This is a genomic window from Arthrobacter sp. FB24 (assembly GCF_000196235.1).
GTDB lineage: Bacteria > Actinomycetota > Actinomycetes > Actinomycetales > Micrococcaceae > Arthrobacter.
This window is the reverse complement of the sequence record NC_008541.1, coordinates 3,852,890-3,873,991: the sequence shown is the minus strand read 5'-3', so window position 1 is coordinate 3,873,991 and position 21,102 is coordinate 3,852,890. Positions and strand designations below refer to the sequence as shown.

Here is a 21,102-nt window from a genome sequence, read left to right as displayed (position 1 = left end):
GTCCACAGCCGACCATGTCGCCTAACGGGCCTGGCGGGCGAAGGCGCGGCGTACTTTTTGATGTCGACGGTACCCTGGTGGATTCCTGTTACCTGCATACCCTCGCGTGGTGGCAGGCGTTCCGGGAGTCGGGGCTGGATGTGCCGATGGCATCCATCCACCGGTCCGTGGGGATGGGGGGTCGGGAGCTGCTGGACAGGCTCCTGCCGGCTGGCCGGGACAAATCCCTTGACTCCGCCATTATGTCCTCCCACGGGGCGGTGTTTGCCACGTTCTGGCCGTCGCTCCGTCCGCTCGACGGGGCCCGTGACCTTTTAGCCCAATGCTACGAAAGCGGCTTCGCCGTCGCGCTGGCCTCCTCTGCGCGCCAGCGGGACCTTGAGGTACTTCGTGCCACTTTGCGGGCCGACGCCTTTATCCATGCCGCCACCAGTGCCAACGATGCCAAAGAGGGTAAACCCGCTCCGGACATCCTGGAAGCGGCCCTCGCCGCGGTCGGCCTGCAGGCAGCGGACGTTGTGTACGTGGGTGATGCCGTCTGGGATGTTTACGCCGCCGGCAGGCTGGGCATTCCCACCATAGGACTCACCTGCGGCGGCACCTCCGCCGCTGAACTGCTGGAGGCCGGCGCAGTGGAAATCTATGAAAATCCGAGGGAGCTCCTGGCGAACCTGCGTGACAGTGCAATCGGCAGGCTCGCCGGAAGCTCGCAGTGACCGGGGATCTTAGACGTCCGCGATGGCACCCTTGTTCCAGGAGACGGCGACGCTGACCGAGCCGTCGTCGTCCCGCTCAACTTCGGTGATGACATCGTTGGGCCCCGCGCCCATTTCCATCAGCTTGGCCCGGTATGACGTGATCAGTTCTTCAAGGCTGGATTCGGTCCACTCGCCGGGACGCATCCGCGTTGAGATCTCTACCGGCTCCGGTTGATAAAGCGTCATGTCGTTGCCTTTCCTCGATGCTCGGATTACTCAACGCTATGATCCGTCGCCCTGCTTAGCAAGGGATTGCTCAGGGTGCTTAGCTTTTCTTGCAAAGAATAGTAAGCTTGCTGATCTTCAAGCTCCCTGCTGAGAGAAAGGCGCACCATGAAGGCACTTACCTGGCAAGGCAAACGCTCAGTCAGCGTGGAGAACGTTCCTGATCCCATCATCCAGGAGCCCACGGACGCGATCATCCGCGTCACCTCCACCGCAATCTGCGGATCGGACCTGCACCTCTACGAGGTTCTCGGCCCCTACATGCACAAAGGCGACGTTATAGGGCATGAACCGATGGGCATCGTGGAGGAAGTTGGAAGTTCGGTTACCAACCTGTCCATAGGGGACCGCGTGGTGATCCCCTTTAACATCTCCTGCGGCAAGTGCTTTATGTGTTTCCGCGGACTGCAGTCCCAATGTGAAACCACGCAGGTGAAGAGCCATGGTTCAGGCGCCGCCCTTTTTGGCTATTCAGAGCTGTACGGCTCCGTGCCCGGCGGACAGGCCGAATACCTGAGGGTTCCGCATGCGGACTATGGGCCGGTCAAGGTGGGAACGGAGCTGCCGGACGAACGCTACTTGTTCCTCTCCGACATCCTGCCCACGGCATGGCAGGCAGTGAAATACGCAGACACCGAGGAGGGCGGCACGCTGGCAGTGTTTGGCCTGGGGCCGGTGGGTCAGTTCGCGAGCCGCATCGGAAGGCATCTCGGCCTCCGTGTGATCGGAGTCGATCCCGTACCCGAGCGGCGGGCGATGGCCGAGCGGCATGGCATCGAAACCATGGACTATGCCAAGGGCATTGCCGACGAGCTTCGTGAGGCGACCAAGGGAAGGGGGCCCGATTCGGTAATTGACGCCGTCGGCATGGAGGCGCATGGTTCCCCGGTCGCAGGTTTTGCCCACCAGGCGCTGGGACTTCTGCCGGACAAGTTGGCGCAAAAGGCCATGGAAACCGCTGGCGTGGACCGCCTTGCGGCTCTGCATGCATCCTTGGATGCCGTACGCCGCGGAGGCACGGTTTCCCTCAGCGGCGTCTATGGCGGCCAGGCGAGCCCGATGCCGCTCCTGTCGATGTTCGACAAGCAGCTCCAGCTGCGGATGGGCCAGTGCAATGTCCGGAACTGGACCGATGAACTCCTGCCGCTGGTAGAAGACGAAGCTGATCCGCTCGGCGTCATGGACCTGGTGACGCACCGGGTGGGCCTGGAAGAAGCTCCGGCGATGTACGAGAAATTCCAGAAAAAAGAGGATGGCTGCATCAAGGTGGTGCTGCAGCCCTAGCCGCGGGCCCGGTGGCGGGAAAATTTCCTCCACCGGGAAACCCTCCTGCCCAGGTCGGCCAGGAAGGTCCACGCGACAACGCTGGCGCTTGGCCGACCTCGCCGGCCGTGGTGGGCATGCTTCACTTTACGTCGCCCGGGGTGCCGCCAGAAGGGCCGCACGACCTGCCGTTCCCCGGATAAGCTGCGACCTAACAGCTTGCGTTGAGGGCTTCCTCCACGACGTCGGTGAGGTCGTCCACGATGCCGTTGCCGGTGTAGCTGAATGGCTGCGGCGGAATGGCAAGGGCGAACGATGCCTGCCGGGTTCCGTCAGCGCTGGACATTGAAATGGCGCCGTACCCGGCGATCTGCCCGGCATGGCCGTAGTAGAAGTTGTTGGTACAGGTATCGTTCCAGCGCTGGATGCCCAGGCCGTACTGCGCATAGGGAGGGTCCTGCATTTCCGTGACCAAGGCCCGGGGGATCAGCCGGCCCTGGAGGAGTGCCGCGAAGAAAACGTTCAGATCGCTGACGGTGGACACCAAGCCTCCGGCAGGATCGCCCGCATGCAGTGCGGCGTAACTGGCGTCCAAGCGCTCGCCGAAGGTGGTGACATAGCCATGGACCAGCGAGGGCGGGGCCGGACCGGAGCCGGTCATCGAGGTGGAACGCAGCCCCAGCGGCTCAATGATGTCAGACCGCAGCACGTCGCCGATCCGGTGTCCGCGCAGCCGTTCCACGATCATGCCCAGCACGACGTAGTTCGTATTGGAGTGCTCAAAACCCTGTGCGAGCCGGCCCTTCCACGGCTGGGTCGCTGCCAAGGCAAGTAATTCGCGGTGGCTCCGGCCAGTGGCCAGCACATCGCGCAGGCTGCCCTGCTGGAGGAGCGGGATGATGTAGTCCGGCATCCCTGATCGGTGCTGCAACAGTTGCCGGACCGTGACCGGCCCTGGCGGGTGCATGATGGCCCCAAAGTCCGGTAGATGCTTGCTGACGTCGTCCTCGAGCCCCAGCCTCCCTTCTGCGACCAGCTTGAACACGGATACAGCCACGAAGGATTCGGTCACGCCGGCAATGTGCACCTGATCGGCGGACTCCACCGGCTCCCGGCCTTCCAGGCTCCTGACACCGGAGGCGCGAGCCCATTCTCCACCCCGCACTTTGGCCTGCATCAGGACGGCGGGGGCGCCGTCGTCGAGCATTTCGTTGCCAAACTCTTCCAGCTCCGCCGCCAGCCGCGCCAGGGATGACGGCGGCTCCGGGGCCGCGGTGCAGCCGCCCAGTGAGGCGACCAGAACGGTGACGGTTGCCGCGGCCGCCGTCCGAAACGGAAGTGCGCGAATCCGTGCCACGGAACTCATGTTCCTCAGGGCTTTCCGACGCGTCAATAGCTAGCGGGCGCCGCCGTCGCAACCCGGTCAAAGTCCCGTTAACCCCCAACTGACCCGCAGTTAACGTTGCGAAACCGCGTTTTGGCGACGTTAACTGCCAGTCAGTTGGGGTGGGGAAGGTCAGGCCTTAGGTCAGGCGGATCTGGCGGTTCATGTCCTTGTACAGCAGGTAGCGGAACTCGCCCGGGCCGCCGGCGTAGCAGGCCTGCGGGCAGAAGGCGCGGAGCCACATGAAGTCGCCGGCCTCCACCTCAACCCAGTCGTTGTTGAGCAGGTACATGGCCTTGCCCTCGAGGACATACAGTCCGTGCTCCATGACGTGGGTCTCCGGAAACGGGATGACCCCGCCCGGCTGGAACGTCACGATGTTCACCTGCATGTCGTGGGCCAGGTCGCTGGAATCCGTGAAGCGGGTGGTCTTCCAGGCGCCGTCGGTATCCGGCATTGCGGTGGGTTCCACCTCGGCATCACTGGTGACGAAGGACTTTGCCTCGTAACCCTCAAGCCGCTCATAGGCCTTGCGGATCCATTGGAAGGAAACGATGTCATCCGAGACGTTCTCCAGGCCCCAGGTGGAGCCGGCGGCCAAGTAGGCATAGCCGCCCTCCTCAAGCTGGTGCAGTTCGCCGTCGAGGGTCAGGTTGACCTTGCCCTTGGTGACGAAGACGACGCCTTCGACGCCGGGCTCAAACTCGGCTTTCGGAGCGCCGCCGCCGGGGCCGATCTCCACGATGAGCTGGGAGAAGGTGGTGGCAAAGCCGGCAATCGGGCGAGCCAGGATCCAGGACCGGGTGTTGGAGAAACCCGGCAGGGTGCTGGTCACGATGTCGGTCATGACGCCCTTGGGGATGACCGTGTAGGCCTCCGTGACGATGGCCCGTTCCGTGGTGAGGTGGGTCTGGGGCGGCAGGCCGCCCTGGGGGTAGTAATACTTTCCCATCATTGGATCCTTACTTCGAAGTGGAGTGGGCCAGCCGAGGGTGGGCCAGGCCGGTCAACTGGGGGATTCCGACGCCGGCAAGCGCCTGGACGTCTTCGGCGCCGACGGCTCCGCACTGGACGCCGCGCAGCACGAACGCTGCTAGCGCACGTGCCGTGGCGGGCTCGTCCATGACCCCGCCTTCGGTGTGTTCCACGTAGTTGCGCAGCCTGGCCGCCGCGGCGGGGAGGCCTTGGCGGTAGAACGCGTAGGTGGCCGCGAACCGGCTGGGCAGCTGCGCCGGGTGAAGGTCCCAGCCCTGGTAGTAGCCGCGCTCCAGGGAACGCCGCACCAGCCGGCCGTGCAGGCGCCACGCATTTTCCACGTTGTCGCCCACGGGGATGATGTTGGTGGAGCCGTCCGACAGCCGGATGCCCGTTCCGGCCACCGCCAGCTGCATGACTTCTTTGGCGAAGTCAGCCACCGGGTGCTCCATGGACTGGTACTCGGCCGAGATCTGCAGCGAGGCGGAGTAGTCGTAGGTGCCGTAGTGCAGACCGCTGATCCGACCGGGCACGGCGTGGGGCAGCTGCGCCACCGGTGACGTTCCTTCCGGACCGAGGATGAGCTGGGGCGTCTCCACCTGCACCTCGAACCGCAGCCGGCCTGCGGGCAGGGAGTGCACGTCCTCCAGCCGGGAGACGGCGAAGTCCATCGCCTTGACCTGCGCCACGGTGGTGACCTTGGGCAGCGTCAGGATCAGGCCCTGCGGCAGCTCGCCCGCGGCGGCCAGACCGGAGACGAACAGGTCCAGTGTGCGCAGGCCGCGCACCCTGGTGGCCGCCTCAAAGCACTTGAAGCGGATGCCGATGAACGGGGGAGCTGTGCCGGCCGCAACGGCGGCGGCCACGGCGGAAGCCGCCGCAACAGCGGCCGCGTCCTCGGCGTCGTCGCCCCTGTCCCCGAAACCGTCTTCGAAGTCCAGGCGCAGGTCCTCAACCGGTTCGCTTTCCAATTTCGACTGGACGCGCGCCGCTACGGCCTCGGCGAGCTCGGCGTCCTGGCCCAGCAGGTGGCCCAGACGGGCCAGGCCGCCGTGGGCTTCCGCCGTCGCCAGCGCCGTAGCCCCCCACTCAGCGGAGAACGACGGCGTGAAACGGTCCGCCGGTACATACACGGTATGTACCGGCTGGCGGGAGCCATCATCGCCCGGGTAGTTGCGCTCCAGCAGCTGGTCGGTGGCGGCCAGTTGTTCGTCGATCTGTGCCAGATCGGCAGCGCTGAGCGATCCGGAGGGTACCGCCATGCCTCAGCCCACCAGTTCGTAGGCCGGCGTGGTGAGGAAGTCGGTGTAGTCCTCGGAAAGGCAGATATCAGCGATCAGTTCGCTGGCCGGCTGGTAGTACTTGGCGAAGGTCTCCTCGCCCACTTCACCGCGGAGCTTGTCGGTTTCCTGGGCCAGGATGCTGCTGACCAGTTCACGGGTGACAGTGTTGCCGGTATCGGCCAGGACCACCTTGTTGCGGATCTGCTGCCAGACCTGCGAACGGGAGATCTCGGCCGTGGCGGCGTCTTCCATCAGGTTGTGGATGGCCACCGCACCGTTGCCTGAGATCCAAACAGCCGTGTATGCGACCGCAACGTAGAGGTTCAGCCGCAGCCCGGCCTCCGTCACCGTGCCGTCGGCCGAGGCAATGTCCAGCAGTTGGTCCGCCGTGACATGGACCTCCGGGCGCTGCTTGTCCAGCTGGTTGGGGCGCTCGCCCAGGACGGAATCGAACACTTCCCGGCACACCGGCACCAGGTCAGGGTGGGCCACCCAAGAGCCGTCAAAGCCGTCGTTGGCTTCGCGCGTCTTGTCGGCGCGGACCTTCTCGAATGCCTGGGCGGTGACCTCGGGTTCGCGACGGTTGGGGATGACTGCGGCCATGCCTCCCATGGCAAACGCGCCGCGGTGGTGGCAGGTCTTGACGAGCAGCTCGGTGTAGGCCCGCATGAACGGTGCCGTCATGGCCACGGTGGCGCGGTCCGGCAGTACAAAGTCCGCTCCGGCGTCGCGGAAGTACTTGATGATGCTGAACAGGTAGTCCCAGCGGCCGGCGTTGAGCCCGGCGGCGTGGTCGCGGAGCTCGTACAGGATCTCGTCCATCTCGAAGGCCGCGGGGATCGTCTCGATCAGCACGGTGGCCTTGATGGTGCCCTGCGGAATGCCCAGGAAATCCTGCGCGAAGACGAACACGTCGTTCCAGAGGCGCGCCTCAAGGTGGCTCTCCATCTTCGGCAGGTAGTAGTACGGGCCCTGGCCGTTGAGCAGGAGCTGCTTGGCCGTGTGGAAGAAGTGCAGGCCGAAGTCCACCAGCGCGCCCACGGTGTGTTCGCCGTCGAGCAGCAGGTGGTGCTCGTCCATGTGCCAGCCGCGGGGCCGGGCCACCACGACGGCGAGCGGGGCGTCGGAGCGGAGCCGGTATTCCTTGCCCTCCGGGGAGGTGTAGCTCAGGGTTCCCGTGGCGGCATCGCGGAGGTTCAGGATGGCGTCAATGACGTTGGCCCAGGTGGGCGTGCTGGCGTCCTCGAGGTCGGCCAGCCACACCTTGGCGCCGGAGTTGAGGGCATTGATGGCCATCTTGGCCGGCGAGGCGGGTCCGGTCATTTCCACGCGGCGGTCCTGCAGCGCGGCGGGCGCCGGCGCAACCTTCCAGTCGCCCTCGCGGACATCCTTGGTTTCGGACAGGAAATCAAGCTTTCCGGTCCGGGCTACCTGCTCGCGCTTGGCCACGCGGGCTTTGAGGAGTTCGGCGCGGGTGCCCGCAAACCGCTTGTGGAGCTCCTCCACGAAGGCCAGTGCCTTCGGGGTGAGGATTTCCTCTGCTCGTGCAATCGGCTGCGGGTCTGTGACTGTGAGAGCCATTGTCCGGGTCCTTTCTAGGCTGCGAATCAGGCGTTGGCGGGTTCTAGGTTTGCGTGCGCTGCGCTTGCTGCCTTGGCGGCGCTTGCTGCGTTAGCTGCATTTGCGACCGCGGTGGCCACATCGGCCGCAACATGCGGGTCGAAGACGCTGGGGATGATGTAGCTGGCATTGAGTTCGTCGTCAGCCACGCGGTTGGCAATGGCTTCGGCGGCCGCGACCAGCATGTCCGGCGTGATGTCCGAGGCGCCAGCGTCGAGCAGCCCGCGGAAGAACCCCGGGAATGCCAGGACGTTGTTGATCTGGTTGGGGAAGTCGCTGCGCCCCGTAGCCACCACTGCCGCATGCTTTGACGCTACCACCGGGTCGATTTCCGGAGTGGGGTTGGCCATGGCGAATACGATCGCCTTCTCAGCCATCGCGGCCACCTGCTCCTCGCCGATCACATGAGGGGCGCTCACACCGATGAAGACATCCGCGCCGACGAGTGCCTCATGCAGCGTGCCGGAGAAGCCTTCTTCGTTGGTGTTCGCGGCGATCCAGCTGCGGTGTTCGTCGCTGTATTCCGCGCCGGAGTGGATGGCGCCGGAGCGGCCGGCAGCGATGATGTGCTGCGCGCCCTGGGCCTTGAGGAGCTGGATGATCGCCGAGCCCGCGGCGCCGACGCCGGAGACCACGATCCTGACCTCCGAAAGCTTCTTGTCCACCACGCGGAGGGCGTTGACCAGGGCAGCCAGGGTGACGATGGCCGTGCCGTGCTGGTCGTCGTGGAAGACCGGGATGTCCAGTTCCTCGCGGAGGCGCTTTTCGATTTCGAAGCAGCGCGGGGCGGCGATGTCTTCAAGGTTGATGCCGCCGTAGACGGGGGCCATGGCCTTGGCGATCATAATGATTTCTTCGGTGTCCTGGGTGTCAAGGCAGACCGGCCAGGCGTCAACGTTGGCGAACTGCTTGAACAGAGCGGCTTTGCCTTCCATGACGGGCAGGGCCGCGGCCGGGCCAATGTTGCCCAGGCCAAGGACAGCCGAGCCGTCGGTCAGGACTGCGATGGTGTTGCGCTTGACTGTCAGGTTGCGGGCCGCTGAGGGGTCCTCCGCGATGGCCAGGCAGACGCGGGCGACGCCGGGGGTGTAGGCGCGGGAGAGATCGTCCCGGTTGCGCAGGGCCACCTTCGGGACCACTTCGAGCTTGCCGCCGAGGTGCATCAGGAAGGTGCGGTCGGAGACGTGCTGGACCGTGACGCCGTCGAGCGCGTTCAGGGCGTCCTTGACGCGGGCGGCGTGTTCGTCGTCGGTGGTGTTGCAGGTGACGTCAACAACCAGCGTTTCGTGGTGCGATTCGGTGACGTCCAGTGCCGTGATGGCTGCTCCGGCGGCTCCGACGGCGGCGGCCAGCTCGCTCGTCGCGGTAAAGCTGGACGGCGCTTCCACGCGCAGGGTGATCGAATTTCCGGGGCTCGGGTTCGCCATTGAATGTTCCTCCTGGTCGGGTCCGGACGCGGAGCGCACCCGGACGTACTGCTCAATCAAATGTTTTCGTATTATGGATATTATTATCTACTTTGTGGAAACACAAGCCCCGCCTGTGCATCGACGGAGGGCGATGCGTGCTGTATCTTGGGACTTCTAAGCAATTTTTTTCACGATGTGGATAAGAGTTGTCGGAATCGATACCGCAGGAGACCACGGTTATGGCTGAAAAAGCCCCGGGAGGCGTGCAGTCCGTTGAGCGCGTCTTCGAACTTTTGGAACTGATCACTGACGCCGGCGGAGACGTCACGCTCAGCGAGCTGTCTTCCTCCACCGACCTGCCTCTTCCCACGATCCACCGCCTGCTGCGCACCCTGGTCACGCTGGGCTACATCCGCCAGCTGCCGAACCGGCGGTACGCACTCGGTCCGCGGCTCATCCGGCTCGGCGAAGGTGCCAACAAGCAGCTCGGTGCACTCGCGCGTCCGCAGCTCAAGTCCCTCGTGGACCGGCTGGGGGAGACGTCCAACATGGCGGTGCTGGACTCGGACATGGTCATCTACGTGGCCCAGGTGCCGTCCCTGCACTCCATGCGCATGTTCACCGAGGTGGGCCGCCGCGCGCACACCCACGCCACCGGCGTTGGCAAGGCGATCCTGGCCCAGCTGGATGACGAGACCGTCCGCGGAATCGTCCAGCGCAGCGGCATGCCCACGCCCACCCCCAAGAGCATCGGTGACATCGACTCCCTGCTCCTTGACCTCAAGCTGATCCGGGAACGCGGCTATTCCATCGACGAGGAGGAGCAGGAGATCGGCGTCCGCTGCTTTGCGATGGCAGTCCCCAATGCGCCGACGCCCACGGCGATTTCGGTGTCCGGGCCGGTGTCGCGCGTGGACCAGTCCTTCGCCGAACGCGCCGTGCCGCTGCTGCGCGAAGCAGCCCAGGCGATCTCCGACGAACTCAACCAGAACTGACCCCCGCCGTCGCACTTCCCCGCCGTAGGCGAGGTCGACGGCGGCCGGTCCTAAACCAGCGTGCCGTCGCTGACGGTGCCGCTTTCCTTGCCGGCCGGTTCAAGCGAAATCATCGGGGACCGCCGCTCCAGCGCCCGGAAGACTACGTAGCCGAGGGCGCATCCGAGGAACCAGCTGTAGTTGCCGATCCAGGTTGCGTTCACTGCCGTGGCACCGGTGTCGAGCAGGATCTTGGGAATCAGCACGGAGGCGATGGAGATGGCTCCGCTGATGGCCACGGCCTTGACGGCGTTCGGGTTGTAGCCGTTCCGGAACCAGTACCGGCCGGTGGTTTTCAGCGTGTACATGTCGTCCACCCAGACCTTCTGGCGGCTCACCACGTAGTACCCGGCGATCAGGATGCCGAACAGCGGGCCGATCAACGCGCCCAGGACACCCAGTGTGTAGTGGATGGCGTCGTTGTTGGAGTACCAGTTCCACGGCGTCAGGATGACGGAGCCGACGGCGGCAATCATGCCGCCTGCCCGCCAGCTGATTTTCTGCGGGCTGACGTTGGAGAAGTCGAACGCGGGCGAGATGAAGTTGGCCACGATGTTAATGCCGACGGTAGCGATGACGAAGGTGAGTCCGCCCAGCAGCACGGCGAACACGGTGTCGATTTCCTGGACGGTCTTGACCGGGTCCGTGATGAGGCGGCCGAAAACCGGGATGGTGGCTGAGGCGGTGATGACGGTCAGGAGCGAGAAGAACAGGAAGTTCACCGGCAGCCCCAGGAAGTTCCCCTTCTTGACCGCCTTGTAGCTCTTGCCGTACCGGGCGAAGTCGCCGAAGTTGAGCATCGGGCCGGAGAAGTAGGACACCACCAGCGCGACGGCGGAGACCATGACGGGGATGGAGGCGGCGAAGTCCAGGGGCGGCCCGCTGGACAGGTTCAGGCTGATGTTCCCGATGCCCGCCTTGGACACCAGGTAGATGGCCAGGAACAGCATCACCACGTAGACGGCGGGGCCGGCGAAGTCGATGAACCTTCGGATGCTCTCCATGCCGTTCCAGAAGAGTGCTGCCTGCGCCACCCAGAGGATGCCGTAGCAGATCCAGCCCAAGGTGGAGAGGCCCAGGAAGCCGTTCTGTTCGACGTCGTACAGCGGCGCCATGCCGGGGAAGAACTTGAGGAAGACAATCACCAGCGCCTCGGAGGCGAGGAAGGTCTGAACGCCGTACCAGGCCACTGCGATCAGGCCGCGGATGATGGCCGGGATGTTGGCGCCCTTGACGCCGAAGACGGCCCGGTTGATGACCGGGTACGGAACACCCGTCAGCTGGCTGGGCTTGGCTACGAGGTTGCAGAAGATATTGACGATCACGATGCCCGCCAGCAGGGCCACGAGCACCTGCCAGCTGGCCAGCCCCAGGGCGAAGAGGCTTCCTGCCGTGACATAGCCGCCGATGCTGTGGACGTCCGACATCCAGAAGGCGAACAGGTTGTAGCTGGTCCAGCGCTGGTTCTTCAGGGGGACAAGATCCTCATTGCTGAGCTGCGGATCGTAGTCGGGGAGCTGGCCGGTGCGGGCGGATGCTTCAACCCGGGGGGCGGCCATCGCGGAATCTGTCATGGTTTCCTCTAAGAGATTGGGACAGCCGCCGATCCGGCCGTTTCACGCTTTCAATTAGATGGAACCAATGTTTCAAAGCTGTTTCTGGCGCAACAATTCCTGTTTACTTCGCTTCGATCTCGCCCAGGGTGTCGAATATTCCCGTCACCTCGCGGACGCGCTCGCGGCCGGGACGTCCCAAGGCTACGAGGACGCCGTTCGCAAGGACGCTGACCAGGCTCATGGCGGCGGCGTAGCTGTCGAAGGCGTGGGCGCCGTCCACCGGGCACTCGAGCCACAGGGCGGCATCAGCTGCGAGGCGGCGTGCCCCCGGGTCCCCGATCAGAATCGTGGTTGCCCCTGTGGCGGCCGCCCCCTGGAGGACTTTACGGAACCCGGCGGGCCGCCGCCGGAAGCCGAACAGGACCACCGCGTCGCCGGCGCCCAGCCCGGCGAGCTCCTCGCCCAGGCTCTGTCCGGGCTGTGGCGCCACAGACACCGCGGGGCGGCACTGGAGCAACTGCTGCCGGAAGTGCAGCGCCACGGGAAAGCTGTTGCGGAAGCCGAGCAGCAGCACGGTCCCGGCGCCGGCGAGCTTGCCGCAGGCTGCCGACAGTTTGTCCTCGTCGAGCGATTCAGCCAGGCGGCGCAGGTTTTCCTGCTCCTGCCCCCAATGGGCAGGCAGACCGCCGTCGGACGACTGCGGACCCAGAGGCATGCCGCTGGAACGGATGGACCGGGTATGTTCCTTGACCTCGTTGAAATCCTCGAAGCCGAGGCGGCGGAACAGCCGGCTCATGGTGGCTTTGGAGACGCCGCTGAGCCTGGCAAGTTCGGCGGCGTTGTACATGGCGAGGTCGCCGAGGCGGTCCAGGAGCGTGTCTGCCGCCTTTTGTTCCTGCGGGCCCAGCTCCGCATAGTGCCGTTCGATTCGTTCATCGATCCTCATGAAACAACCGTCTCACAGCGGGGACCCGGTGGCATGGATCAGCGACGCAGAAGCGCGAACGGACAGTGGGGCCCCTGTGGGAAAGGGGCCCCAACTGTCCGTTCGCGCTTGTTGTGCCGGTGTGCGGGCTTAGTGGTCAGATTTCGACGCCGACTCCACCGGGACTTCCTTGCCGTCGCAGTCGATCAGCTTCCCGCCTTCGTAACGGTCGCCGTCGGCCAGGCATTTCAGGTCCTCTTCGCGGACAACCCGTCCGGTTCCCGCCACGAAGACGGACTGGTTCTCTGAGTTGCCGGCCTTGAGGTGGTTGAAGAGCAGGTTCAGCAGGATGGCCATCACGGCGGCCGAGCTGATGCCCGAGTGGAAGATGGTGCCGAACCAGGACGGGAACTTGTCGTAGAACGCCGGCGCGGCGATGGGGATCATGCCGAAACCAATGGACGCCGCCACGATGATCAGGTTCATGTTGTTCTTGTATTCCACTTTGGCGAGTGTCCGGATGCCGCTTGCGGCAACGGTTCCAAAGAGAACGACGCCGGCGCCGCCCAGGACGGGCGTCGGCACCGCTGCGACCACGCGGCCAAGCACCGGCAGCAGGCCGAGGATCACCAGGATGAGTCCGCCGGCGCTCACCACGAAGCGGCTCTTGACCCCGGTGATGGCCACGAGGCCAACGTTCTGGGCAAAAGCGCTCTGGGTGAAGGAGTTGAACAGCGGGGAGATGGCGCTGGAGAGCATATCGGCCCGCAGGCCGTCGCCGATGCGCTTGGAGTCAACCTTGGTGCCCACGATCTCGCCGACTGCGATGATGTCCGCCGAGGTCTCGGTGAGCGTGACCAGGATGACGATCAGCATGGAGATGATCGCCGCGAGCTCGAAAGTGGGCGGGCCGAACGCGAACGGGGTGGGGAACGCCACGATTTCGCCCTGGCCCACCTTGGAGAAATCAGCCATGCCGAAGGCGAAGGCAATCACCGTGCCGAGCACCATCGCCAGCAGGATGGAAAGCCTCGAGATTGCCGCGTTGCCCACCTTGCTCAGGAGCAGCACGATCGCCATGGTGGCCGCGGCCAGGCCGATGTTGGCCATGCTGCCGTAGTTCGGGGCCTTGTTGTTGCCGCCCATGGCCCAGTTGGCCGCGACCGGCATGAGGGTCAGCCCGATGGTGGTGATCACCGTGCCCGTCACCACCGGCGGGAAGAACCGGATGATCTTGGAAAACAGGGGAGTGATGAGCAGGCCGATCAGCGAAGCGGCAATCACCGAGCCAAAGACCGCCTGGATACCGCCGCCGCCGTGGACGATCGCCACCATGGTGGAAACACCGGCGAAGGAGACGCCCTGGACCAGCGGGAGCTTCGACCCGAAAAACGGAATGCCGATGGTCTGCAGGATGGTGGCAAGGCCGCCCACAAACAGGCAGGCGGCGATCAGCAGGCCAATGTCCTGCGAAGACATGCCGGCGGCTGCGCCGATGATCAGCGGCGGGGCGATGATGCCGCCATACATGGTGAGGACGTGCTGGAAGCCGTAGGCGAAGGTGCTTCCCAGGGGCAGCCGCTGGTCTTCGGGGCGGTCGGACTTCTTGCGGCCGGCTGCGGCTGCGGCGGCCGATTTCTTCTTGGTGTTCATGGCAGACTTTCTTGGTGTTCATGGCAGACGTCTTTGTCTGGCTAACGGTGTCTGGCTAACAGTTTTGAATCGTTGGTGGCCCGGGTGGTCGAGCTGGGGAGTGAGGCCGGGAGGTGCCCGGTGGTCGAGACTGGCGAGACCCGGGGATGTCGGGCCCCGCCTGCCCCCTAACCTCGCAAGCTCGGTCAGGGAACCCGTCAGGCGGGGCCCGGCTCAACCACCGGCGCGGGCCGCTAAGTGCGGTCTAGCAGAAGCCGGCGATGCCGGACCAGGCGATGTCCGCCGGGGTGGCGTCCTCGCGCTGGACCGTGGCCTCGATCAGGCCGTACGGACGGTCCGCGGCAAAGAAGACCTCGTTGGGGTTGTCGAGGCCGAACGGTGAGAGGTCCACCAGGAAGTGGTGCTTGTTGGGCATCGAGAACTTGATCTCGTCGATCTCGCTGTGCGCTTCCAGTACCTTGGCGCCCATGTCGAACAGGGTCTGCTGCAGGGCGTGGGAGTACTTTTCGGTGAAACCCTCCAGCAACAGGCTCTTGACGTCCTCGTAGCTCTTGTTGAAGTCGAGCGCGCTGAAGTCCGTGTTGGCGTTGAAGCGCCAGCGGGCGGAAACGTCCGTAGCCAGGATGCGGTCAGTGGTTTCCGGGAGGGTGGTGTACTTGTCCCGCGGGTAGCCGACGAAGCCGGACTGGGTGGACTTGAGGACGGTGAGGTCCTTCAGGCCGGAGATGAGATGAGCGGCCGCGCCGTCGCGGACCAGCACCGCAGTGCGGACTTCCTGGCCGTTACGCACGAAGGAGTGGTCGTGCTCGGCTCCATGGGCCTGGATCCGATCCCAGCTGTAGGACTCGGCTTCCCAGCGGCCGCCCGTAACCCAGTCGAAGCTGGAGGTGAAGTGCTCGCCCAGTCGCAGGAGGAAGGCCTCCGGCGAACCGACGCCTTCACGGGCAAACGCGTAGATGGTGTTCTTCTGCGTGTCCGTGGCAACGACGTGGCTGTTGTCGCCCTGGAGGTGCGCGGCGGCGAAGTCCCCGCGGAGCTGCGAGGTGACGTTCAGGTCTTCGATCTCGTGGCGGTCGGTGTCCCTGGTGATCTTGACGACCCGGACTTCGGCCTTGCCGTACTGGTTCTGGCCGAGGATGATTTTGCTGCTCATGGTCTGTTCCCAACTTCCGTGATGTGGAACCTAGGTTCCATCATTGAAATTAAGCGCGTGTTACACACGCGTTTCTGATGGAGCCGACCCAACAAAAAAGAGCCGGCATCCAATGACGCCAGCTCATTACGACCCTGCCTGCTGCTCCCAGGTTACGTGACCTACGCCACGAGTTGACTTAAAGCGTAGCCGAGCATCGCCGTGGTGTACATCACTAGCTGAAAAATCAGATTGTGACCGGCGGCCTCCCGGACCATTGACGAATACCGGGCAGCGCTCTACGCTATTTCACATAGCAAAAGTTATTTTCCATTTTGTGGAAGTTGAGAGCTTAACCAAATCACCTTGGAGGAGGATCAGATGTACCAGCAGGACACAACGCCGGTTGCACCGGCACCGACGGCGGCACCTTCAGTCCCGGAGTTCTACCTCCCCCTCGGAGGCGGAACGGATCCGGACTTCTACCTGCCTGCAGACCGGGAGCACGTCCCGGGCCGCTTCTCGCGCTGGGTCCACGGCCTGCCGGGCTTCGGCGGCCAACGGTCGCAACGAGGCTGACGACACGCTTCTTCGCTGACGACGCCCAAAAGGCCTGGCGACACCCGAATCCGGGTGTCGCCAGGCCTTTTGCGTGTCGCCGGACACTTTGCGTGTCGCCAGGCCTTTTGCGTGTCGCCGGGCGCTTTGCGTGTCGCCGGGCGCTTTGCGTGTCGCCTGCGTCAGGCCCCCGGGCGCCCCGGCCATTCCTTGCCGGCCCAGGGGTCATAGTCGGCGATGAGCTCCTCCTGCGCTGGACGCTCCGCTTCGGGGATGTGTTGCAGGTTCACCCGCACCCTGTACCAGAGCGAGCTCGATCCGCGCATTCCGTCGACGAGGACATCGGCCGGGTGCAGGGCCGGGACGAGGTCCGCATGCCGGGACTTCCACTCGTCGAGTGCCGCGAGCGCCTCGGGTCTGGTCCTGGTGCGGGCCACCTCGATCAGCGGCATCACCGACTGCCGGCGGCCGGAGCCGTCGCCGCCGCGCGGCGGCTTCTCGGCGGGGCCGAGCTTGGCAGCCAGGGCGAGGAGCCCGTCGAGGCTGCCGGCCGCGTCGTCGATGCCGGCGTGCGGGTCGCCCACCTCTGCAAAGCGCCCGAGTACGGTGGGCACCGTGAACTGTTCGGGCCGGGTGGAGCGGACCTCGTCCCAGGTGAGCGGCGTCGAGACCCGGGCATCGGGCAGGGGTCGGATCGAGTATGCGGAGGCCACGGTGCGGTCTTTGGCATTCTGGTTGAAGTCGACGAACACACTCTCGCCGCGTTCCTCCTTCCACCAACGCGCGGTGGCAAGGCCGGGAGCGCGGTTCTCCACCTCGCGGGCGAGGGTCTCGGCGGCGAGGCGCACGTCTCGGTACGACCAGTGCGGCGCGATGCGCACCAGGATATGGAGTCCCCGCGAGCCGCTCGTCTTCGGCCACCCCACCAGTCCCGTGTCGTCGAGGACCTCCCGTGCCACATACGCGACGTCGACGATCTGCGACCAGTCGACCCCCGGCATCGGATCGAGGTCCACCCGGAGCTCGTCGGGGTGCTCGAGGTCCTCGGCGCGTACGGGATGGGGGTTGAGGTCGAGGCATCCAAGGTTCACCACCCACGCCAGGCCGGCGGCATCGCGGATCACGGCCTCTTCGGCCGATGTTCCGGACGCATAGTGCAGTGTTGCCGTCTCGATGAAGTCGGGGTGGTTTTCCGGCACGCGCTTCTGGAAGAACGGCTCGGCGTCGATGCCCTTCGGGAAGCGCTTGAGCACCATGGGCCGGCCGCCCGCGCCGCGCAGCGCACCATCCGCGACTGCGAGGTAGTAGCGCACCAGGTCGAGCTTCGTCAGCCCGGGCTCGGGAAAAACCACCTTGTCCGGACTCGAGATGCGAACCTCGGTGCCGGAAATGTCGAGGATCTCGGCCGGCGTCTTCGACGGATTCATGCCGCCACGCTAGCAACGAACACCTGCCGGGGCATAGGCCCGTTTCGACGGTTCCCTGCGCCCACGACGCCGCCGAACGTCGTGGGCGCAGGGAACCGTCGAAACGGCGGGAAATGGCTACCCGTTCACCAGCTTCCGTGCAGCGGCCGAGTGTTCCGCGATCAGCCCGGCAACATCAAGGCCCGGGATCTGCCCGTCCACCACGCGCCACTGCCCGCCCACCATCACCCGGTCGGCCCGGTCCGCTCCGCACAGCAGGAGCGCGGCGAGGGGGTCGTGGCTGCCGGAGAACCGCAGCTCGTCGAGCCGGAACAACGCCAGGTCCGCCTGCATCCCGGGTGCCAGCTGGCCCAGGTCGGAGCGGCCCAGCACCGCCGCCGACCCCCGGGTCGCCCAGCCCAGCGCCCGCTCCACCGGGACCTGCGCCCCGTAGCGCAGCCGCTGCAGGTACAGGGCCTGCCGTGCCTCCAGGATCATGTTCGAGGCGTCGTTCGACGCCGACCCGTCCACTCCCAGCCCCACCGGCACTCCGGCATCCTCCAGTTCGAGTACCCGGGCAGTGCCCGAGGCCAGCCGCATGTTGGACGTGGGGCAGTGCGCGACGGCGGTGCCCGCGGCTCCCAGCGCGGCGATCTCTGCATCGCTGAAATGGATGCCGTGGCCCAGCCAGGTCCGGTTGCCGAGCCAGCCCACGCTCTCCAGGTATTCCACCGTGCGCAGGCCGAACATCTTCCGGCAGAAGTCTTCCTCGTCCAGCGTTTCAGCCAGGTGCGTGTGCAGCCGGACGTCATGCCGTTCGGCCAGTGCGGCGCTCTCGGCCATGATCTCCTTGGTCACGGAGAACGGCGAGCACGGGGCCAGGGCAACCTGGATGACGGCGCCGTCGCCGCGTTCGTGATACTCCCGGATGAGCCGCTCGCTGTCCGCCAGGATCACGTCCGGCTGCTGGACGGTGGACTGTGGCGGCAGGCCGCCGTCGTCCTCTCCGAGCGTCATGGAGCCGCGGGTGAGCGTGGCCCGCATGCCGAGCTCCCGCACCGCCCGGACCTCGATGTCGATGGCGTCTTCCATGCCCTGGGGGAAGAGGTAGTGGTGGTCAGCGGCTGTGGTGCAGCCGGAGAGCAGCAGTTCCGCGAGTGCAACGGTGGTAGCCAGTTCCAGGTCCCGCGGCTTGAGCCGGGCCCAGACCGGGTACAGGTTCTGCAGCCACGGAAACAGCGGGACGTTGGCCACCGGACCCCAGGCACGCGTGAGTGTTTGGTAGAAGTGGTGGTGGGTGTTGATCAGGCCCGGCAGCAGGACGTGGCTGCCGGCCTCGAACGTTTCCTGGCAGGGCGCGGAAGGCTGCTGGCCGGCGGCCAGGACTTCCGTGATGATGCCGCCGGCCACCACGATCCCGCCGGTGGCATCAAGATTGTTGGCGGTGAAGGCTGCGAGTGGATTCCGGATCCAGAGCCTGTGTGCGGAGCGGTGGGTAGCCATAAACGGGATTCCTGTCTGAGCGTGCGGATGGAATGCCAGCTCAGTGAGGGCCTGTCTGCTGATCCAGGCTCCCGGCGCGGGTAAGGCGAGCGCCGGTTCGGCATCAGCGTAGGACGGCGGGAAGCGCCGCGTCAACGCACTGGATTGTGACAGCACGTGGCGCCCCGTCTGGCGGCCGGCCCGGCCGCCGTAATTTCACATCACGAAATTAACTTTCCAAAACCTATGGCGCAGCTCACGTTCAGGTGCTAATCTCGATTTTGCCAAAGGCGGGCCCCCGGACTCCGGGGAAGCTATCTACCAGGCGCAACTTAACCTTCAAAAGCACATGCTGAAGCCTGGTAACCGTCGCATCTGGCCTTTTCGTCCCACCTCGGCGTACCGGCTTCCCAGCAAAGGGAGTCGCATCATGAGTACCACCGTCACGGCCCAGGATTACCTGGCCAAATCAATCAGGTTGGCCACGGCCAACGTCCTTAACAGCGGCGGCCCGTTCGGTGCCGTCGTTGTCACGGCAGACGGACAATCGTTCGGCGGCGTCAATCGCGTCACCGCTACGAACGACCCCACAGCCCACGCCGAAGTCACGGCCATCCGCCGTGCCTGCAGCGAGCTGGGCACCTTCGACCTCACCGGCGCCACCCTCTATACGAGCTGCGAGCCGTGCCCCATGTGCCTGGCGTCAGCACTGTGGGCGCGGGTGGAGCGCGTGGTGTTCGCAGCGGACCGGCACGACGCCGCCTCCGTTGGCTTCGACGACGCAGTCTTCTACGAGTACTTCGAAAACGGCGGGCGCGACGCGCTGATGCCGGTGGCCAAGCTGGAACTCGACGACCCGCAGGCACCGCCGATCCTCGAACCTTTCAACACCTGGAACACGCTCGACTCCAGGATTGACTACTAGGGCCGGCGGCTGAGATGACAATCCTGGACACTACCTCCGACGAGCGGCAGCAACCGGCCGCACCCAAGCGCCCGCAGCCAGCCAATGCTTTCCTGGACCGATTCTTCGAAATCACCAAACGCGGTTCCACTGTGGCCCGCGAGGTTCGCGGCGGCCTGGTCACCTTCTTCACCATGGCCTACATCGTCATCCTGAACCCGTTGATCCTGGGTGGTTTCAGCGCGGACAATGCCCCCACCGACGTTGCCGGGGGCTGGCTGTCCGCAGCGCAGGTGGGCGCCGTCACCGGCCTCACCGCCGGCGTCATGACCATCCTGTTCGGCCTGATCGCCAACCTCCCCTTCGGGCTCGCGGCAGGGCTGGGCATCAACTCCTTCCTGGCCGTGGCCGTGATCCAGGAGGTCACCTGGGCCGAGGCCATGGGCCTGGTGGTCATCAACGGAATCCTGATCGTCCTCTTCGGCGTCACCGGCGCACGGACCGCCATCTTCCGGGCCGTGCCCAAGGAACTGAAGGCCGCCATCACGGTGGGCATCGGGCTGTTCATCGCCTTCATCGGATTCGTGGATTCCGGATTTGTCCGGGCCACCACGGCGGGTCCCCCTGTCCAGCTGGGCGACAACGGTTCCATCACGTCGGTTCCAACCCTGGTGTTCATCGTGGGCCTGCTCGTCATGGGAGTGCTTGTGGCCCGCAAGGTGCAGGGCGGCCTGCTGATCGGCATCGTGGCGACCACCGTACTCGCCGCGGTGGTCGAGGCAGTCATGAAGATCGGCCCCGGCAGCGCGAGCAACCCCGGCGGCTGGCACCTGAACACCCCTGTCCTCTCCGGCCACCTGGTGTCCGCCCCGGACCTTTCCCTGGTGGGGCAGTTCGACCTGTTCGGCGCCTTCGGCCGGATCGGCGGCCTCGCGGCGACCATGCTGGTGTTCACGCTGGTGTTCACCAACTTCTTTGATGCCATGGGCACCATGACCGGCCTGGCCAGGAGCGCCGGAGTGGCGCACAAGGACGGCACGTTCCCGCGGCTGAAGTCCGCCTTCATCGTCGAAGGTCTGGGGGCCGTGGCCGGCGGTGCCACGTCAGGTTCGTCCAACACGGTGTACATCGACTCCGCCGCGGGCATCGGGGAAGGCGCCCGCACGGGTCTGGCCTCCGTGGTCACCGGCGCGTTGTTCCTGGGTTCGATGTTCCTGACGCCGCTCACGTCCGTGGTGCCGCTGGAAGTGGCCGCGGCAGCGCTGGTGGTTGTTGGCGCAATGATGATGGCCCAGATCCGCGAGATCAAGTTCAGCAAGTTCTCCGTGGCACTGCCCGCCTTCCTGACCATCGTCACCATGCCGCTGAGCTATTCCATCGCCAACGGCATCGGCGTGGGCTTCATCTCCTGGGCGGTGATCAGTGCCTGCTCCGGCAGGATCCGGAAGGTGCACCCGCTGATGTGGGTGGTCACGGCCGGCTTCCTGATCTATTTTGCCCGCGGTCCCATCAACGCGCTGCTGGGCGCATAGGGA

The 21,102-nt window shown here is 65.4% G+C and carries 18 protein-coding genes; 6 read left to right on the top strand and 12 right to left on the bottom strand.

The features are described from left to right. The first annotated feature begins 14 nt into the window (after positions 1-14). On the top strand, positions 15-716 hold the full coding sequence (locus ARTH_RS17440; RefSeq protein ID WP_011693264.1) for an HAD family hydrolase: 702 nt from the start codon (positions 15-17) through the stop codon (positions 714-716). Positions 717-725: 9 nt separating this feature from the next. On the opposite strand, the gene ARTH_RS17435 is transcribed toward ARTH_RS17440, so the two are convergent. After that, entirely contained in the window at positions 726-944 is a 219-nt protein-coding gene (locus tag ARTH_RS17435) for a hypothetical protein (protein WP_011693263.1), read from the bottom strand. 147 nt (positions 945-1,091) lie between these two features. Between ARTH_RS17435 and ARTH_RS17430 the strand changes: the two genes are divergently transcribed. Next, positions 1,092-2,267 (top strand): zinc-dependent alcohol dehydrogenase, encoded by a 1,176-nt coding sequence (locus tag ARTH_RS17430; protein WP_011693262.1) that lies wholly within the window; start codon positions 1,092-1,094, stop codon positions 2,265-2,267. Positions 2,268-2,457: 190 nt separating this feature from the next. Here ARTH_RS17430 and ARTH_RS17425 read toward each other — a convergent pair whose 3' ends face one another. The 5 genes from ARTH_RS17425 to ARTH_RS17405 form a co-directional block, all read right to left on the bottom strand. Further along, entirely contained in the window at positions 2,458-3,612 is a 1,155-nt protein-coding gene (locus ARTH_RS17425) for a serine hydrolase domain-containing protein (RefSeq protein ID WP_156810700.1), read from the bottom strand. A 157-nt stretch (positions 3,613-3,769) separates the two neighbouring features. Further along, complete coding sequence (locus tag ARTH_RS17420; protein WP_043431026.1) at positions 3,770-4,582, bottom strand: bifunctional allantoicase/(S)-ureidoglycine aminohydrolase; 813 nt, start codon at positions 4,580-4,582, stop codon at positions 3,770-3,772. Between the two features lie 10 nt (positions 4,583-4,592). Further along, a complete protein-coding gene (locus ARTH_RS17415) occupies positions 4,593-5,867 on the bottom strand; it encodes a DUF6986 family protein (RefSeq protein WP_011693259.1) in 1,275 nt (424 codons plus the stop codon). Between the two features lie 3 nt (positions 5,868-5,870). Next, complete coding sequence (aceB, locus tag ARTH_RS17410) at positions 5,871-7,469, bottom strand: malate synthase A (protein ID WP_011693258.1); 1,599 nt, start codon at positions 7,467-7,469, stop codon at positions 5,871-5,873. Between the two features lie 26 nt (positions 7,470-7,495). Next, on the bottom strand, positions 7,496-8,935 hold the full coding sequence (locus ARTH_RS17405) for an NAD-dependent malic enzyme (RefSeq protein WP_011693257.1): 1,440 nt from the start codon (positions 8,933-8,935) through the stop codon (positions 7,496-7,498). A gap of 221 nt (positions 8,936-9,156) precedes the next feature. Between ARTH_RS17405 and ARTH_RS17400 the strand changes: the two genes are divergently transcribed. Beyond that, complete coding sequence (locus tag ARTH_RS17400) at positions 9,157-9,912, top strand: IclR family transcriptional regulator (protein WP_011693256.1); 756 nt, start codon at positions 9,157-9,159, stop codon at positions 9,910-9,912. A gap of 50 nt (positions 9,913-9,962) precedes the next feature. Here ARTH_RS17400 and ARTH_RS17395 read toward each other — a convergent pair whose 3' ends face one another. The 4 genes from ARTH_RS17395 to pucL form a co-directional block, all read right to left on the bottom strand. Continuing rightward, the gene (locus ARTH_RS17395) at positions 9,963-11,525 is read right to left on the bottom strand and encodes an NCS1 family nucleobase:cation symporter-1 (protein WP_011693255.1); all 1,563 of its coding nucleotides are present in this window, start codon (positions 11,523-11,525) and stop codon (positions 9,963-9,965) included. A 103-nt stretch (positions 11,526-11,628) separates the two neighbouring features. Next, the gene (locus tag ARTH_RS17390; RefSeq protein ID WP_011693254.1) at positions 11,629-12,453 is read right to left on the bottom strand and encodes a MurR/RpiR family transcriptional regulator; all 825 of its coding nucleotides are present in this window, start codon (positions 12,451-12,453) and stop codon (positions 11,629-11,631) included. A 129-nt stretch (positions 12,454-12,582) separates the two neighbouring features. Continuing rightward, entirely contained in the window at positions 12,583-14,085 is a 1,503-nt protein-coding gene (locus ARTH_RS17385) for a nucleobase:cation symporter-2 family protein (RefSeq protein ID WP_011693253.1), read from the bottom strand. A gap of 244 nt (positions 14,086-14,329) precedes the next feature. Beyond that, positions 14,330-15,238 carry a factor-independent urate hydroxylase gene (pucL, locus tag ARTH_RS17380; protein WP_011693252.1) on the bottom strand — a complete coding sequence of 303 codons (909 nt, stop codon included), beginning with the start codon at positions 15,236-15,238 and terminating at the stop codon, positions 14,330-14,332. A 360-nt stretch (positions 15,239-15,598) separates the two neighbouring features. On the opposite strand from pucL, the gene ARTH_RS17375 reads away from it, so the two are divergent. Continuing rightward, the gene (locus tag ARTH_RS17375) at positions 15,599-15,796 is read left to right on the top strand and encodes a hypothetical protein (protein WP_043430022.1); all 198 of its coding nucleotides are present in this window, start codon (positions 15,599-15,601) and stop codon (positions 15,794-15,796) included. 161 nt (positions 15,797-15,957) lie between these two features. Here the strand turns inward: ARTH_RS17375 and ligD are convergent, their stop codons facing one another. Both ligD and ARTH_RS17365 read right to left on the bottom strand, forming a co-directional pair. Next, positions 15,958-17,202 carry a non-homologous end-joining DNA ligase gene (ligD, locus tag ARTH_RS17370; RefSeq protein ID WP_011693251.1) on the bottom strand — a complete coding sequence of 415 codons (1,245 nt, stop codon included), beginning with the start codon at positions 17,200-17,202 and terminating at the stop codon, positions 15,958-15,960. 117 nt (positions 17,203-17,319) lie between these two features. Then, positions 17,320-18,684 (bottom strand): 8-oxoguanine deaminase, encoded by a 1,365-nt coding sequence (locus tag ARTH_RS17365; protein WP_011693250.1) that lies wholly within the window; start codon positions 18,682-18,684, stop codon positions 17,320-17,322. Between the two features lie 409 nt (positions 18,685-19,093). On the opposite strand from ARTH_RS17365, the gene ARTH_RS17360 reads away from it, so the two are divergent. Together ARTH_RS17360 and ARTH_RS17355 are read left to right on the top strand one after the other, a co-directional pair. Beyond that, positions 19,094-19,588, top strand: a complete 495-nt coding sequence (locus ARTH_RS17360; RefSeq protein ID WP_011693249.1) for a nucleoside deaminase — start codon at positions 19,094-19,096, stop codon at positions 19,586-19,588. Between the two features lie 14 nt (positions 19,589-19,602). Beyond that, positions 19,603-21,099, top strand: coding sequence for an NCS2 family permease (locus ARTH_RS17355; protein WP_011693248.1), 1,497 nt, complete (start codon positions 19,603-19,605; stop codon positions 21,097-21,099). Positions 21,100-21,102 lie beyond the last annotated feature (3 nt).

What these genes read in the sequence shown, in the direction of transcription:
- ARTH_RS17440 (WP_011693264.1), top strand. Translation starts at nt 15, where the DNA reads ATGTCGCCTAACGGGCCTGGCGGGCGAAGGCGCGGCGTACTTTTTGAT.
- ARTH_RS17435 (WP_011693263.1), bottom strand. Translation starts at nt 944, where the DNA reads ATGACGCTTTATCAACCGGAGCCGGTAGAGATCTCAACGCGGATGCGT.
- ARTH_RS17430 (WP_011693262.1), top strand. Translation starts at nt 1,092, where the DNA reads ATGAAGGCACTTACCTGGCAAGGCAAACGCTCAGTCAGCGTGGAGAAC.
- ARTH_RS17425 (WP_156810700.1), bottom strand. Translation starts at nt 3,612, where the DNA reads ATGAGTTCCGTGGCACGGATTCGCGCACTTCCGTTTCGGACGGCGGCC.
- ARTH_RS17420 (WP_043431026.1), bottom strand. Translation starts at nt 4,582, where the DNA reads ATGGGAAAGTATTACTACCCCCAGGGCGGCCTGCCGCCCCAGACCCAC.
- ARTH_RS17415 (WP_011693259.1), bottom strand. Translation starts at nt 5,867, where the DNA reads ATGGCGGTACCCTCCGGATCGCTCAGCGCTGCCGATCTGGCACAGATC.
- aceB (WP_011693258.1), bottom strand. Translation starts at nt 7,469, where the DNA reads ATGGCTCTCACAGTCACAGACCCGCAGCCGATTGCACGAGCAGAGGAA.
- ARTH_RS17405 (WP_011693257.1), bottom strand. Translation starts at nt 8,935, where the DNA reads ATGGCGAACCCGAGCCCCGGAAATTCGATCACCCTGCGCGTGGAAGCG.
- ARTH_RS17400 (WP_011693256.1), top strand. Translation starts at nt 9,157, where the DNA reads ATGGCTGAAAAAGCCCCGGGAGGCGTGCAGTCCGTTGAGCGCGTCTTC.
- ARTH_RS17395 (WP_011693255.1), bottom strand. Translation starts at nt 11,525, where the DNA reads ATGACAGATTCCGCGATGGCCGCCCCCCGGGTTGAAGCATCCGCCCGC.
- ARTH_RS17390 (WP_011693254.1), bottom strand. Translation starts at nt 12,453, where the DNA reads ATGAGGATCGATGAACGAATCGAACGGCACTATGCGGAGCTGGGCCCG.
- ARTH_RS17385 (WP_011693253.1), bottom strand. Translation starts at nt 14,085, where the DNA reads ATGAACACCAAGAAGAAATCGGCCGCCGCAGCCGCAGCCGGCCGCAAG.
- pucL (WP_011693252.1), bottom strand. Translation starts at nt 15,238, where the DNA reads ATGAGCAGCAAAATCATCCTCGGCCAGAACCAGTACGGCAAGGCCGAA.
- ARTH_RS17375 (WP_043430022.1), top strand. Translation starts at nt 15,599, where the DNA reads ATGTACCAGCAGGACACAACGCCGGTTGCACCGGCACCGACGGCGGCA.
- ligD (WP_011693251.1), bottom strand. Translation starts at nt 17,202, where the DNA reads ATGAATCCGTCGAAGACGCCGGCCGAGATCCTCGACATTTCCGGCACC.
- ARTH_RS17365 (WP_011693250.1), bottom strand. Translation starts at nt 18,684, where the DNA reads ATGGCTACCCACCGCTCCGCACACAGGCTCTGGATCCGGAATCCACTC.
- ARTH_RS17360 (WP_011693249.1), top strand. Translation starts at nt 19,094, where the DNA reads ATGAGTACCACCGTCACGGCCCAGGATTACCTGGCCAAATCAATCAGG.
- ARTH_RS17355 (WP_011693248.1), top strand. Translation starts at nt 19,603, where the DNA reads ATGACAATCCTGGACACTACCTCCGACGAGCGGCAGCAACCGGCCGCA.